This is a genomic window from Pseudomonas sp. GM74, from assembly GCF_000282455.1.
Lineage (GTDB): Bacteria > Pseudomonadota > Gammaproteobacteria > Pseudomonadales > Pseudomonadaceae > Aquipseudomonas.
Genome location: NZ_AKJG01000086.1, coordinates 20889 through 35261, shown reverse-complemented (window position 1 = coordinate 35261; position 14373 = coordinate 20889). Strand labels below are relative to the sequence as shown.

Below are 14373 nucleotides of genomic sequence, written 5' to 3'. Positions count from 1 at the left end.
TGTAGCAGGCCTTTAGGCCGTCGCTTCTGCCATTTGCTTTTCAGGTTGCTGCCAGGATTCGCTGGCGGTCTGGTCCATGGCTTCCTGGATCGCGCGTTTGCGGGTGGCTTCGGCGCGGCGGCTGAAGTACCAGACCATGAAAGTCACGATCGACACGGCCAACAGGATCAGGCTGGCCACGGCGTTGATCTCGGGCTTGACCCCAAGACGCACCGCCGAGAACACTTCCATCGGCAGGGTCGTGGAACCCGGGCCCGACACGAAACTCGCCAGCACCAGGTCATCGAGCGACAGGGCGAACGACATCATGCCGCCGGCCGCCAGTGACGGCGCGATCATCGGAATGGTGATCAGGAAAAACACCTTGAACGGCTTTGCACCCAGGTCCATGGCCGCTTCTTCGATGGACAGGTCCAGCTCGCGAAGGCGGGCGGAGACTACCACCGCCACATAAGCGGCACAAAACGTGGTGTGGGCGATCCAGATGGTGACGATGCCACGCTCCATCGGCCAGCCGATCAACTGCGCCATGGCCACGAACAGCAGCAACAGCGACAGACCGGTGATCACTTCAGGCATCACCAGCGGCGCGGTGACCAGGCCACCGAACAGCGTGCGGCCCTTGAAGCGCGTAACGCGCGTCAGGACGAACGCGGCCAGCGTCCCTAGTGCGACTGCTGCGATGGCGGTGTAGCAGGCGATTTCCAGCGAGCGCACCACCGAACCCATCAGCTGGCTGTTGTCGAGCAAACCGGCGTACCACTTGATCGACCAGCCACCCCACACTGTCACCAGCTTGGAGGCGTTGAACGAGTAAATCACCAGAATTAGCATCGGCAGGTAGATAAACGACAGGCCGAAAATCAGCATGAACTTTGAAAATCCGAAGCGTTTCATCCCCGTGCCTCCATCTCTTTGGCCTGGCTGCGGTTGAACAGCAGAATCGGCACAATCAGGATCAACAGCATCACCACCGCCAGGGCGGACGCCACCGGCCAGTCGCGGTTGTTGAAGAACTCTTGCCACAATACGCGGCCGATCATCAGGGTTTCCGGGCCGCCCAGCAGTTCCGGAATCACGAACTCACCTACCACAGGAATGAACACCAGCATGCAGCCGGCGATGATGCCGTTCTTGGCCAGCGGCACGGTGATTTTCCAGAAACTGTTGAAGGTGCTCGAACCCAGGTCCGACGCCGCTTCCAGCAGGCTCTGGTCGTGCTTGACCAGGTTGGCGTACAGCGGCAGCACCATGAACGGCAGATACGCATACACCACGCCGATGTAGACGGCGATGTTGGTGTTGAGGATCTCGATCGGGTGCGAGGTCAGCCCGGTCCACATCAGGAACCCGTTGAGCAGACCGTTGTTGCTGAGGATGCCCATCCACGCGTAAACGCGGATCAGGATCGCGGTCCAGGTCGGCATCATGATCAGCAGCATCAGCACGTTCTGCGCTTCCTTGCTGGCCTTGGTAATGGCGTAGGCCATCGGGAAACCGATCACCAGGCACATCAGGGTGCTGAAAAACGCCACCTTCAACGAACCCAGGTAGGCGGACAGGTACAGCTCATCCTCGCCCAGCAGGGTGTAGTTGCCGATATTGAGCAGCAGCTGGAATTTCTGCTCGGCGAAGGTGTAGATCTCCGAGTAGGGCGGAATGGCCAGGGCCGCTTCCGAGAAGCTGATCTTCATCACCAGGAAGAACGGCAACATGAAGAACAGGAACAGCCAGATGAACGGAATCCCGATGACGAACTTGCGCCCGCTGGGGACCCACCTCAGGAATTGCTGATTGAAGGTTTTCATGCGCGCAGTACCACGCCGCTGTCGTCTTCCCACCACACGTAGACCTGGTCGTCCCAGGTCGGACGCGCACCACGGCGTTCGGCGTTGGCCATGAACGACTGGACGATCTTGCCCCCAGGCAGCTCGACGTAGAACACCGAGTGGCCGCCGAGGTAGGCGATGTCATGCACCTTGCCGGCGGACCAGTTGTAGCGGTTGTCCGGCTTGACGGTGCTGACCAGCAGTTTTTCCGGGCGGATCGCGTAGGTGATCGACTTGTCCTGCACCGACGTGCTGACGCCGTGACCGACGTAGATCTTCTGCGCAAGATCCGGGCTGTGGATGATCGCGTGACCTTCCAGGTCCTCGACCACGGTGCCGTCGAAGGCGTTCACGTTGCCGATGAATTCGCAGACCATGCGGCTGACCGGTGCTTCATAGATGTCCACCGGGCTGCCGATCTGGGCGATCCAGCCCAGGTGCATGATCGCGATGCGCTGGGCCATGGTCATGGCCTCTTCCTGGTCGTGGGTCACCATCACGCAGGTCACGCCCACGCGCTCGATGATCTCCACCAGCTCCAGTTGCATCTGCGAACGCAGCTTTTTATCCAGGGCGCCCATCGGTTCGTCGAGCAACAGCAACTTCGGACGCTTGGCCAGGGAACGGGCCAGGGCCACGCGCTGACGCTGGCCGCCGGACAGTTGGTGCGGCTTGCGCCTGGCGTATTGGGTCATGTGCACCAGGCGCAGCATCTCCTGCACCCGGGCGTCGATTTCGGCGGCTGGCAAACGGTCCTGCTTGAGGCCGAAGGCGATGTTCTGCGCCACCGTCATGTGCGGGAACAGCGCGTAGGACTGGAACATCATGTTGATCGGTCGTTCGTACGGCGGCATGTCGGTGATGTCGACGCCGTCGAGCAGAATCCGGCCTTCAGTCGGGCGCTCGAAACCGGCGAGCATGCGCAGCAGGGTCGATTTGCCGGAACCGGAACCACCGAGCAGGGCGAAGATTTCACCCTGGTGGATTTCCAGGGACACATCGTCCACAGCGGTGGTTTCGTCGAACTTCTTGGTGACACGATCGATTTTCACCAACACCTTTTTCGGTGCCTGGTGACCCTCAAGAGCCTTCCTGTAGATGCTGGAGGCGTTTGCCATGTGAAACTCCCAACAGGTTTCAGTCGCCCGGCCAACACGGCCCGGCTTAATAGTGGATTGCAAACCCGAGGTGGGTGATGCCGGCTAACTCATGCGCGGTCCCTGTGGGAGCTGGCTTGCCAGCGATGAGGCCCTGACAGTCGACATCATCGTTGACTGATCAACCGCCATCGCTGGCAAGCCAGCTCCCACAGAGAATTGCGTTTGCCTTGCTGGCATCACCCATACCGCTCGGGTTTATTCGGCGCCGCCATCCTGGCTGCCTGGTCGTACTTGTTGTTATTGCAGTGTGTTGTTTTCGCGAGCGGGGCACGCAAAAGCGCCTGCCCGCTCGCGTTGGGCAGTCAATCGTTGAATGTGGGTATCAGTTCGTCAGTTCGAGTGACGCAGTGCCGCCCGTTGCCGGCAGGCTTCGCCGAACGCCTGGAAAATACTCAGATAAGGAGGGTTGTTCAGCACCTGCCATTCGGGGTGCCATTGCACGCCGAGGGCAAACGCCTGGCTGTGCTCGACGGAGATCGCCTCGATCAGGCCATCGGGCGCGACGGCTTCGGCGCGCAGGCCGGGCGCGAGACGGTCGATGCCCTGGCTGTGTATCGAGTTGACCTGGAACACCGCTGGCAGGTCCAGCGCTTCGAACACACCCCCAGGCTGCACATTCACCCCGTGAGCGGGAGCGTATTGCACGGCCAGGTCCGGATGGTCGGCCTCACGATGGTCGAGCAAGCCAGGCAGTTCATGGACCTTCTGATGCAGGCTGCCACCGAACGCCACGTTCATTTCCTGGAAGCCACGGCAGATGCCGAGCACCGGAACGCCCGCTGCAATAGCGGCGCGGATCAGGGGAAGGGTGGTGGCATCCCGCGCCGGATCATGATCCGTGCCGGGGGCGCTGTCGGGGCCTTGATAGTGGAAGGGTTCCACGTTCGAAGGCGAGCCGGTCAGCAACAGACCGTCGAGCTGCGGCAGCAGGTCATCGATTTCGGTCAGGTCGCCTAAGGAAGGAATAACGACAGGCAGGCCCAGCGCCGCAACGCTGACAGCACGCAAGTACTTGTCACCGCTGATGTGGTAGGGGTGCAGGCCAATCTGTTTGACGCACGCAGTAACGCCGATCAATGGCTTGAATGCCATTTTTATCACCTCGAAGTTTCACACTTGAACGAGCTTTTCTGGAGCTTAGCCTTGTTGATTTTAATTAACAACTCTCATGTAAAAAATTCTAAACGCCGCACGTCCGATCTTCAGGGTTTACGCGTGTTTGAGGGCGTATCTGGCACTCTCGTCCCCCTGAGAGGCCCGAAAATAAACGTTGAAAGGCCAGGTGTTCGCTATTGACTTCACTTTGCCTTTCGGATTGACTGGGCTCGTGAAAGGGCGGTGAACATAATAATTAACAGTAAAAATAGGTGCATCATGTCGGTCCCTCTGCGTGCCGTTCAACTCAACGAAGCAAACGCATTCCTTAAGAAACATCCTGAGGTTTTGTACGTCGACCTTCTGATTGCGGATATGAACGGTGTGGTGCGCGGCAAGCGCATCGAGCGCACCAGTCTTCATAAGGTTTACGAGAAAGGCATCAACCTGCCGGCGTCTCTGTTTGCTCTGGACATCAATGGTTCCACGGTGGAAAGCACCGGCCTGGGTCTGGACATCGGCGATGCCGACCGGATCTGCTACCCGATCCCCGGCACCCTCAGCATCGAGCCTTGGCAGAAGCGCCCGACCGCGCAACTGCTGATGACCATGCACGAAATCGAAGGCGAACCCTTCTTCGCCGACCCGCGTGAAGTGCTGGCCAATATCGTGCGCAAGTTCGACGACATGGGCCTGACCATCTGCGCTGCGTTCGAGCTGGAGTTCTACCTGATCGACCAGGACAACGTGAACGGTCGTCCGCAATCGCCACGTTCGCCGGTATCCGGCAAGCGTCCGATGTCGACCCAGGTGTACCTGATCGATGACCTCGACGAATACGTCGACTGCTTGCAAGACATCCTCGAAGGCGCGAAAGAGCAGGGCATCCCGGCTGACGCCATCGTCAAGGAAAGCGCCCCGGCGCAATTCGAAGTCAACCTGCATCACGTGGCTGACCCGATCAAGGCGTGCGACTACGCCGTCCTGCTCAAGCGTCTGGTGAAGAACATCGCCTACGACCACGAAATGGACACCACCTTCATGGCCAAGCCGTATCCGGGCCAGGCGGGTAACGGTCTGCACGTGCACATTTCGATTCTCGACAAAGAAGGCAACAACATCTTTGCCAGCGAGGATCCCGAGCAGAACGCCGCGCTGCGACACGCGATCGGCGGTGTGCTCGAGACCCTGCCGGCGCAGATGGCGTTCCTTTGCCCGAACGTCAACTCCTACCGTCGCTTCGGCGCGCAGTTCTACGTGCCGAACTCGCCGAGCTGGGGCATCGACAACCGCACCGTCGCCGTGCGTGTACCGACCGGATCAAAGGACGCCGTGCGCATCGAGCATCGTGTAGCCGGTGCCGACGCCAACCCATACCTGCTGATGGCATCGGTGTTGGCCGGTATTCACCACGGCCTGACCAACCAGATCGAACCGGGCGCCCCGGTGGAAGGCAACAGCTACGAGCAGAACGAGCAGAGCCTGCCGAACAACCTGCGCGACGCCCTGCGTGAGCTGGACGACAGCGAAGTCATGGCGCGCTACATCGACCCGATGTACATCGACGTGTTCGTGGCGTGCAAGGAAAGCGAGCTGGCCGAGTTCGAGAACTCCATCTCGGACCTTGAGTACAACTGGTACTTGCACACCGTTTGATGGTGTTGGCGGCGTACACAAAAAACTGTGTACGCCGCCAAACCCTGTGGGAGCGGGCTTGCCCGCGATAGCGGTGGATCAGTCGCCATCAATGTTGATTGTGACGGCCTCATCGCGGGCAAGCCCGCTCCCACAGGGATTGCATTTCAAATGCCTTGATTGGCTGGCATTCAGCCCGACGATCACCTATTCCCCTGCGTCGAGTCACAACCATGACAATTTCTCGCAGCGACTGGGAGCAACGCTTCCAGTCCCTCTCCATCGAAGGTCGCGCATTCATTGACGGCCAATACTGCGCAGCCGCCAGCGGCGCGACGTTCGAATGCATCAGCCCTGTGGACGGTCGTTTCCTGGCGAACGTCGCCAGCACCGACGAAGCCGACGCCAATGCAGCGGTCGCCGTCGCGCGCCGCACCTTCGAATCCGGCGTGTGGGCCAACCTGGCCCCGGCCGAGCGCAAGCGCATCCTGATCCGTTTCGCCGACCTGATCCTGGCCAACCAGCAAGAGCTGGCCCTGCTCGAAACCCTCGATATGGGCAAGCCGATCAGCGACTCCATGAGCATCGACATTCCGGCGACCGCCAACGCGATCCGCTGGACCGCCGAAGCCATCGACAAGATCTACGACGAAGTCGCCGCCACGCCCCAGGACCAGCTTGGTCTAGTGACCCGCGAAGCGGTCGGCGTGGTCGCGGCCATCGTGCCGTGGAACTTCCCGCTGATCATGGCCAGCTGGAAATTCGCCCCGGCCCTGGCGATGGGCAACTCGTTCATCCTCAAGCCTTCGGAAAAATCCCCGCTGACGGCGATCCGCATCGCGCAACTGGCGCTGGATGCCGGTATTCCCAAAGGCGTGTTCAACGTCCTGCCGGGCTACGGCCACACCGTGGGCAAGGCGCTGGCGTTGCACATGGACGTCGACGTGCTGGCTTTCACCGGCTCCACGGCGATTGCCAAGCAACTGATGATCTACGCCGGTCAGAGCAACATGAAACGCGTCTGGGCCGAAGCCGGTGGCAAGAGCCCGAACGTGGTGTTCGCCGACGCGCCGGATCTGCGCGCGGCAGCACAGGCGGCGGCCAGCGGCATCGCCTTCAACCAGGGCGAAGTCTGCACCGCCGGTTCGCGTCTGCTGGTGGAGCGTTCGATCCGCGAGCAGTTCATCCCGCTGCTGGTGGAAGCCCTGCAAGCCTGGAAACCAGGCCACGCCCTCGATCCTGCAACCACCGTCGGTGCGGTCGTCGACCAGCGTCAACTGGACAACGTGCTGCGCTACATCGGCATCGGCAAAGAGCAGGGTGCCCAACTGATCGCGGGCGGCAGCCGCACCCTCGAAGACACCGGTGGCCAGTACGTGGAACCGACGATTTTCGACGGCGTGACCAACGCCATGACCATCGCCCGGGAAGAAATCTTCGGCCCGGTGCTGTCGGTCATCACCTTCGACACCTTCGATGAAGCCCTGGCGATTGCCAACGACAGCATCTTCGGCCTGGCCGCCGGCGTGTGGACCAGCAATCTGAGCAAGGCCCACACCTTCGCCCGTGGCCTGCGTGCCGGCAGCGTCTGGGTCAACCAGTACGACGGCGGCGACATGACCGCGCCGTTCGGCGGGTTCAAGCAGTCGGGTAACGGTCGGGACAAATCGCTGCACGCGTTCGACAAGTACACCGAACTCAAGGCGACCTGGATCAAGCTCTAACACCTTTAAAGCGACGGCCGCCGACACGCTGTCGGCGACCCTCGGAGAAACGTATGAAACAGACACATGTGAATAGCTACTACGCCGCCACCCGCAACTTCACCGGCGATTTTCCGGTGCTGGAAGGGGCTGTGGACTGCGACGTCTGCGTGATCGGCGCCGGCTACACCGGCCTGTCCTCGGCCCTGTTCCTCGCTGAAGCGGGCTACAGCGTGACCGTGCTCGAAGCGGCCAAGGTCGGCTTCGGCGCCAGCGGTCGCAACGGCGGCCAACTGGTCAACTCCTACAGCCGCGACGTCGATGTCATCGAAGAGCGCTACGGCGACAAGACTGCCGAAATCCTCGGCAGCATGATTTTCGAAGGCGCCGACATCATCCGTCAGCGCATACAGCACTACGACATCCAGTGCGACTACCGCCCCGGCGGCATCTTCGCGGCGATGAACAAGAAGCAACTCAAGGGCCTGGCCGAGCAGAAGAAGAGCTGGGAACGCTACGGCAACAAGAACCTGAAAATGCTCGACGCGGCCGATATCAAGCGTGAAGTCGGTTCCGAGGCCTACGTCGGTGGCCTGCTGGACATGCAGGGCGGTCACATTCACCCGCTGAACCTGGCACTCGGTGAGGCTTCGGCGATCATCGGCCTGGGCGGCAAGATCTACGAGCAATCGGCGGCGGTGGAAATCACCTACGGCGAACCGATCACTGTGCGCACCGCAAAAGGCGTGGTGAAGGCCAAGTACCTGCTGATCGCCGGTAACGCGTACCTGCCGCAGGGCCTGGACAACCGCGTGACCAGCAAGAGCATGCCGTGCGGTTCGCAGATCGTCGTCACCGAGCCGTTGTCGGAAAAGCAGGCCCGTAGCCTGATCAAGAACAACTACTGCGTCGAAGACTGCAACTACCTGCTCGACTACTACCGCCTGACCGCCGACAACCGCCTGCTGTACGGCGGCGGCGTGGTCTACGGTGCGCGCGAACCGGACGACATCGAACAACTGATCCGCCCGAAGATCCTCAAGACCTTCCCGCAATTGAAGGACGTGAAGATCGACTACCGCTGGACCGGCAACTTCCTGCTGACCATGTCGCGCATGCCGCAATTCGGCCGTATCGAGAAAAACGCCTACTACATGCAGGGCTACAGCGGCCACGGCGTCACCTGCTCGCACCTGGCCGGCAAACTGATCTCGGAAATGATCCGTGGCGACGCCGAGCGCTTCGACGCGTTTGCCTCGCTGCCGCACATGCCGATGATCGGTGGGCGCACCTTCTCGGCGCCGTTGACCGCCCTCGGCGCCGTGTACTACTCGCTGCGTGACCGTTTCGGCATCTAGGCTTTACCTCGCCGGCGGCGTCTCCAAAAGGATGCCGCCGGATTTTTACGACGGCCAAAAAGGCCATGAACACTGCAGTTCCCTGTGGGAGCGGGCTTGCCCGCGATGAGGCCCTTCAGTCACCTTTTATGTTGCCTGACACACCGCCATCGCGGGCAAGCCCGCTCCCACAGGTTCTTCAGTTGAGTGAAAGTGACAATTCGCAGGTCGTTTTTTCCAGCCGTTTATCGAACCTGCTGAGCATTACCAACAAACGTGATTTAATAGCCGCCTTTCACGTTTCCGGGACAGGAAAACGGCGTGATCCGCGCCTGCACTCCACCCCCATTACCCTTAAGTAGCACGCACATAAGGCTGTCATGGACACGGGCTCACGACTCAAATTAGTACGCGAAAGCTACAAACTGTCCCAGCGCGAGCTGGCCCGGCGTAGCGGCGTCACCAATGCAACCATCTCCCTGATCGAACAGAATCGGGTCAGTCCTTCCGTCAGCTCCCTGAAGAAATTGCTGGAGGGCATCCCCATGTCCCTGGCCGACTTCTTCACCTTCGATCAGCCACCGCGCGAACACCAGTACGTCTTTCGCGCCAACGAACAGCCCGATCTCGGCCGCCATGGCCTGCGCCTGCTGCTGATCGGCGCGTCCGTGCCAAGCCGGCAGATGCGCTTGCTGCGCGAGCAATACGCACCGGGCGCAAGCTCGGGCGAAGAGCCGATCGTGCATTCCGAAGGCGAGGAGTGTGGGTTGGTGACCCGGGGTACCGTGGAGTTGACCGTGGATGGCCAGGTGAGCGTGCTCAATGCCGGGGATGGCTATTACTTCCCGACGACCTTGCCGCACCGGTTTCGCAATATCGGGGCGGATGAGGCGGAAATCATCAGCGCCAACACACCGGCGAACTTCTGATAACCGCTTTGCGAGCAGGGTTCATCAGGAACCAGCCGTCAAAACCCGCATCTGATGCGGGTTTTTTATTATTCGAATCTGGTAACTGCCAGGGATCTTGAAGTGCAGCGTGGGTCATTCCCGCAGCTCATGACGAAACACTGCACCCTTTGCGGGTTATCTCGATCTGTTGGTAGTCGGCGCGGTTATCTTTCTGCTGGGTGGCCAACAGAGCCAAAGCAGCTTGCGGATCATTGAGCGGTAATGTCTTGAGTACCTCGACATCGACATCCCACCACTTGCTGTCGATCAGCGCCTCGATCAACTCGGGTGTGTGCCGATACTTGACGACTTTTGCCGGGGTGCCGGCAACAATGGCGTACGGTGGCACGTCATGGGCAACCAGAGCGCGGGTTGCGATGACAGCGCCGGTGCCTATGGTCACGCCTTCCAGGATCATCGCGCTATGGCCGATCCAGACGTCATGCCCGATCGTGATGTCCGCAACTTCCGGGTCGTAAACCAGCGCCGTGTCGGTATATTGAAAGGGATGTGAGCTGAGCCAGTCCAACGGATGCGAGCTCTTTTGCTGGCCGATAAAACAGCTGCTACTTATTGAGCAAAACCTGCCTATGGAGGAGACCGCCGAAAGGAAGCAGTCACTGCGGATATAGGTATGGGCACCGATTTCCAGCTTTTTCGACTCTATGACCACATTCCCAAGGGTCACGCCTTCTTCTATGGTCAGTGTCGTTCTTTTGTGCAGCGACAAAACACCGCCCGCCACTTTGCATTTGTGTTTGCGAATCCATCTTTTCCAGTAACTATTTCGCAAATAACTGATTATTTTTTTCATGAAAAGCTGTCTTGGATATCCGTTATAGGGCTTGGCCTGGCCCCATGAGCCAACGGTCGAGTCTAAATGAATCGGCGGGGGAGATGAATTTTTTAGGCGGTATTCAAAAACAGTTCCTGTGCGTCAGTCTGCTGATGGCCGCTGTAACCAACTGAACGGTGGCCATTGAAAACCCGCAGAAATGCGGGTTTTTGTGCTTGAAAAATGGTTGAGGTACTGGAGGACGGCGTTGAGGCGTTCGGCGGCTCTGCCGCCGTAAAACCGGGCACGGCGGTGTGTCTGAGGAAATGAGTTGCAATGGATGAGGGCCGCTTCGCAGCCCAGCGGGAGCAAGCTCCCTCGCCACGGGGGTAAATTCCTACATGTTTTTCGGATGTCAGGGATGTGCGATCGACAAGCCCCATCCTCCGGCAAACGCCTGCAAGGCTTCGATCGGATGAGCGTAGACGGTTTGGCGCCTGGTGACTCGATGGAACCAACTTCGTCTATAACGTCTAAATTTCAGGGACTATTCCCCACCACGAAGGAATGAATCATGTTCAGGACTCGATCATTGATTGCAGCCGTTACCTGTTTGACGCTGGTCTGCGGCTCGGTGACGGCGCTGGCTGATCCCGGTAATGGCCAGGGTAGCGGGAAGGTCACCCATGGCAACCAAGGCAACAAGGGCCAGGGCAACCAGGGTAGTCATGGCAACAAGAACAAGAATACCGGCGGCGGTGGCGGCGGGGACTGGAGCAACGGCCCGAGCATCAACCGTGGCAGCGTACTCGAGATCATTGGCGTGAATACGGGCTACTGGAGCCCCGGGCCCGATTTGCCACCGGGTATTCAAAAGAACCTTGCCCGGGGCAAGCCGCTTCCACCCGGCATCGCCAAGAAACTCGATGGCCGACTGGTCGGCAGGCTGCCCCACTATGACGGCTACGAATGGCAGCAGGTCGGCACGGACCTGATCCTGGTTGCGCTGGCCACCGGGCTTGTCTATGAAATTCTCGACGGTGCCTTTGATTGACGTGTGGAAGGTAGTCTTCCTGCTGATTCAAGGTACTCCAGCCGTCTGTCTTGGTAGTTGAACTGTTGGAGGGATATCGCGTCATACCTAACGCGATATCAACCTCCTACGGAAGCAATCATGCTTTTTAAAAACAAGAGTCTCGTTGCTGTAATGTCATGCGCCATGATGCTTGCAGCCGCCCCGTTACTCCCTGATGGCCTGTCGATCATGGGTTCCGCATACGCGAAGGACGGCGGTGGCGGTGGCGGCGGAAACGGTGGCGGTGGTGGTGGCGGAAACGGCGGCGGAAACGGTGGAGGCCACGGCGGCGGCATGGGTGGCGGACACGCCGGTACAGGCCACTCCGGCAGTAACGGCCGTGGTAACGGGCTGGACAGCGACCATGCCGGCAAATCCGTGCGCGACCATGGCCTGAGCGGGAACCACTACGGTAGTGCGCGCAACGATGACAACGGTCATGGCACCACGACCTCAGGCATCGCCCATTCCAAGGATACTCGCGGCATCGCCAAAGCCAGGGCCATTTCGGCCTCGACGCCGGGTGATCACAACTCCAAAGGCTTGAGTAAAGCCGGGCTGTCGACCTCGAAAAAATCCCATTGAGTTCGCGGCGACAGATCAGTTTCTGAAAAGCAAAAAACCCGCTGGAACAGGCGGGTTTTTTATGCCTGGAAATTGATCGCAGACAATCGCATATCTCGTTCCCCGCCAGCACATCACTCACAACCTGCCCCCAGGTTGCCCGCACAACAGGCATTACACGGACAGAAAACGAGCCACCTGGACACATCACGCAGTGATTTGCGTTTGCAGGCGATTTGTCATGTTCAGCGCCATTTCAATGTAGATATTAGTCAGCCCAACGCGATTTCAATGAGGCTGCACTGTGTTCCAACGACTTGTGTGTTCGCTGTCTGTTTTGAGCCTGTCCATCGCTGCCGCCCAGGCGGCCGAGACGGTCCCCCTCAACACGCCACGCCTGAAAAGCATCGACAATTTCCGCGATGTCGCCGGTCTCACCACGACATACACCACCGCCAACGACGGCACCATGCGTGGCGGGGTGTTTTACCGCTCCAACGCGCTGACGCCATCGGCGGCGGATCTGGCTACCCTCAATGGCCTGGGCATCAAGGCAGTCTACGACCTGCGCACGCCCAGCGAGATCGCCGCCACGCCCGACAAGATGCTCACTGGCGCGACCTACACCAACATCGACATCATCGGCGGCTCCACGTCGGGGGCGAACGTCACCAACGTCGCGTTCCACAGCGCCGCCGAAGCCACCGCCATGATGCAGGACACCAACCGGGATTTCGTGCGCAACCCAGGGATGCGCAGCGAGTTCAACCAGCTGTTCAATGAGCTGGCGGCGGTCGACGGTGCCGCGCTGTTCCATTGCACCGCTGGCAAGGACCGCACGGGCTGGACCGCTGCGGTGCTGCAAAGCATCGCCGGGGTCGACGATGCCACCATCATGAGCAACTACCTGGCGACCAACGACTACACCGCCGCGCGCATCAAGGCGACCCTGGCGGCGTTGCCACCGAGCCTGGCGACCATCTATGGACCGCTGATCGGTGTGGAGGCCAGTTACCTGCAAGCCGGCCTGGACGAGGTGACCGCGCAATACGGCACGATGGACAAGTACCTCAAGGAAGGCCTCGGCCTGTCCCAGGAAACCATCTACGTGCTGCGCGGCAAGATGGTGTTCTACAACAGCCTGCCGGGCGCGGCGGACCTGGCCGGCAATGCCGCGGCCGGCGCGCAGTTGTTGCAACAACTGCAGAACAGCAACCTGTCGGGCACCTACAGCGCCTACAACTACTACCTGCAGTCGGCCATCGATACCCGCAGCCTCGGGGGCGTGGAGTCCACCGTCGGCGGTCAGGTGCACGCCGATGCCGCCAGCTACCTGCTGCGCCAGGGCGCAATGATCGAACAGGCCGCAGCGCCGTTCACCAGCGGCATCGACCTCAAGGCCGGGCAATATCGCCTGTGGAGCACCGCGCTGGCGGGGTATCTGGGCACCGACGGTTCGTCCCGGGCCTCCAGCAGCAACGAGCATACCCAGGGCATGATGATTGGCCTGACCCAGCGCTTTTCCGAACAGCTCAGCGCCCATGCCGGCTTCGGCTACAGCAGCGGCAATGTCGGTGGCGCAGGTGGCGAGGCCGATACCGACCTGACCTTCTTCAGCGTCGGCGCACGTTTCGCACCGAACGGTCTGGAGCGCGGCCTGTTTGTGGATGCCGATGCCAACGCCGGCTACCTCGATTACCAGAGCAAGCGCGAACTGGGCGGCGGTCTGGGCACGGCCAAGGGCGACAGCCATGGCAACCTCAGCGGCGCGACCCTGGCCCTGGGTTACCGTGTGCCGGTGAACGGCGTGACCCTCGAGCCGAGCCTTGGCGTGCGGATCAGCCACATCAACCTGTCGGGCTTCCAGGAAAAAGGCAGCGAACTGGCCCTGGACGTCGACGGTATCCACGAAACCCGCAAGAGCGCAGTGGCCAACCTCAATGCATCCTTTGCACCTGTCAGCCTGGGCGCCTGGCAAGTGGTGCCGGGGATGCAAGTGGGCTACGAGCATGTGCTGGGCGACCCTGAAGTCGACAGCGAAGGGCAATTGCTGGGCCTGGACATTGAACAGCAAGCCGCCTTCGATAACCGTGACCAGTTCACCGGTGGCGTCAACGTCATGGCCAACCTTGGGCCGTGGAGCGTAGGGGCGGAAATCGGCGCCAGCGGTGGCGGCGACAGCCACGGCTTCAATGGCGGGCTGAAGGCCAGCTATCTGTTCTGAGGATCAGTTGAGGCAATCTGTGGGAG

At 60.3% G+C, this 14373-nt stretch carries 12 protein-coding genes; 7 read left to right on the top strand and 5 right to left on the bottom strand.

Annotated features, from left to right (window positions below; genetic code table 11):
- Nucleotides 1–12: 12 nt before the first annotated feature.
- The 4 genes from PMI34_RS10545 to PMI34_RS10560 all read right to left on the bottom strand — a co-directional run bounded on the left by PMI34_RS10545 (nt 13) and on the right by PMI34_RS10560 (nt 4081).
- Nucleotides 13–897 (bottom strand): ABC transporter permease subunit, encoded by an 885-nt coding sequence (locus PMI34_RS10545; RefSeq protein WP_008051255.1) that lies wholly within the window; start codon nt 895–897, stop codon nt 13–15.
- Nucleotides 894–1808 (bottom strand): ABC transporter permease subunit, encoded by a 915-nt coding sequence (locus tag PMI34_RS10550; protein ID WP_008051252.1) that lies wholly within the window; start codon nt 1806–1808, stop codon nt 894–896. Before PMI34_RS10550 ends, PMI34_RS10545 begins: the two co-directional genes overlap by 4 nt.
- Nucleotides 1805–2947, bottom strand: a complete 1143-nt coding sequence (potA, locus tag PMI34_RS10555) for a polyamine ABC transporter ATP-binding protein (RefSeq protein ID WP_008051251.1) — start codon at nt 2945–2947, stop codon at nt 1805–1807. The genes PMI34_RS10550 and potA overlap by 4 nt, the downstream gene beginning before the upstream one ends.
- Nucleotides 2948–3319: 372 nt before the next feature.
- On the bottom strand, nt 3320–4081 hold the full coding sequence (locus tag PMI34_RS10560) for a gamma-glutamyl-gamma-aminobutyrate hydrolase family protein (RefSeq protein ID WP_008051250.1): 762 nt from the start codon (nt 4079–4081) through the stop codon (nt 3320–3322).
- Nucleotides 4082–4363: 282 nt separating this feature from the next.
- Here PMI34_RS10560 and PMI34_RS10565 point away from each other — a divergent pair, with 282 nt between their 5' ends.
- From PMI34_RS10565 to PMI34_RS10580, 4 genes are all read left to right on the top strand, one after another.
- Complete coding sequence (locus PMI34_RS10565) at nt 4364–5740, top strand: glutamine synthetase family protein (protein WP_008051249.1); 1377 nt, start codon at nt 4364–4366, stop codon at nt 5738–5740.
- Nucleotides 5741–5952: 212 nt separating this feature from the next.
- Complete coding sequence (locus PMI34_RS10570) at nt 5953–7443, top strand: aldehyde dehydrogenase (protein ID WP_008051248.1); 1491 nt, start codon at nt 5953–5955, stop codon at nt 7441–7443.
- Nucleotides 7444–7496: 53 nt separating this feature from the next.
- Entirely contained in the window at nt 7497–8780 is a 1284-nt protein-coding gene (locus PMI34_RS10575) for an NAD(P)/FAD-dependent oxidoreductase (protein ID WP_008051246.1), read from the top strand.
- A 359-nt stretch (nt 8781–9139) separates the two neighbouring features.
- Entirely contained in the window at nt 9140–9688 is a 549-nt protein-coding gene (locus PMI34_RS10580) for a cupin domain-containing protein (protein ID WP_007975263.1), read from the top strand.
- A gap of 127 nt (nt 9689–9815) precedes the next feature.
- Here PMI34_RS10580 and PMI34_RS0127375 read toward each other — a convergent pair whose 3' ends face one another.
- Nucleotides 9816–10523 carry a CatB-related O-acetyltransferase gene (locus PMI34_RS0127375; RefSeq protein WP_008051245.1) on the bottom strand — a complete coding sequence of 236 codons (708 nt, stop codon included), beginning with the start codon at nt 10521–10523 and terminating at the stop codon, nt 9816–9818.
- A gap of 535 nt (nt 10524–11058) precedes the next feature.
- Here PMI34_RS0127375 and PMI34_RS10585 point away from each other — a divergent pair.
- The 3 genes from PMI34_RS10585 to PMI34_RS10595 all read left to right on the top strand — a co-directional run bounded on the left by PMI34_RS10585 (nt 11059) and on the right by PMI34_RS10595 (nt 14347).
- Entirely contained in the window at nt 11059–11538 is a 480-nt protein-coding gene (locus PMI34_RS10585; protein ID WP_008051244.1) for an anti-virulence regulator CigR family protein, read from the top strand.
- Nucleotides 11539–11658: 120 nt separating this feature from the next.
- A complete protein-coding gene (locus PMI34_RS28910) occupies nt 11659–12144 on the top strand; it encodes a hypothetical protein (protein WP_008051242.1) in 486 nt (161 codons plus the stop codon).
- Nucleotides 12145–12427: 283 nt separating this feature from the next.
- On the top strand, nt 12428–14347 hold the full coding sequence (locus tag PMI34_RS10595; protein ID WP_008051240.1) for a tyrosine-protein phosphatase: 1920 nt from the start codon (nt 12428–12430) through the stop codon (nt 14345–14347).
- Nucleotides 14348–14373: the final 26 nt, after the last annotated feature.

Coding starts and splice junctions, on each gene's coding strand:
- PMI34_RS10545 (WP_008051255.1), bottom strand. CDS start 897: ATGAAACGCTTCGGATTTTCAAAGTTCATGCTGATTTTCGGCCTGTCG.
- PMI34_RS10550 (WP_008051252.1), bottom strand. CDS start 1,808: ATGAAAACCTTCAATCAGCAATTCCTGAGGTGGGTCCCCAGCGGGCGC.
- potA (WP_008051251.1), bottom strand. CDS start 2,947: ATGGCAAACGCCTCCAGCATCTACAGGAAGGCTCTTGAGGGTCACCAG.
- PMI34_RS10560 (WP_008051250.1), bottom strand. CDS start 4,081: ATGGCATTCAAGCCATTGATCGGCGTTACTGCGTGCGTCAAACAGATT.
- PMI34_RS10565 (WP_008051249.1), top strand. CDS start 4,364: ATGTCGGTCCCTCTGCGTGCCGTTCAACTCAACGAAGCAAACGCATTC.
- PMI34_RS10570 (WP_008051248.1), top strand. CDS start 5,953: ATGACAATTTCTCGCAGCGACTGGGAGCAACGCTTCCAGTCCCTCTCC.
- PMI34_RS10575 (WP_008051246.1), top strand. CDS start 7,497: ATGAAACAGACACATGTGAATAGCTACTACGCCGCCACCCGCAACTTC.
- PMI34_RS10580 (WP_007975263.1), top strand. CDS start 9,140: ATGGACACGGGCTCACGACTCAAATTAGTACGCGAAAGCTACAAACTG.
- PMI34_RS0127375 (WP_008051245.1), bottom strand. CDS start 10,523: ATGAAAAAAATAATCAGTTATTTGCGAAATAGTTACTGGAAAAGATGG.
- PMI34_RS10585 (WP_008051244.1), top strand. CDS start 11,059: ATGTTCAGGACTCGATCATTGATTGCAGCCGTTACCTGTTTGACGCTG.
- PMI34_RS28910 (WP_008051242.1), top strand. CDS start 11,659: ATGCTTTTTAAAAACAAGAGTCTCGTTGCTGTAATGTCATGCGCCATG.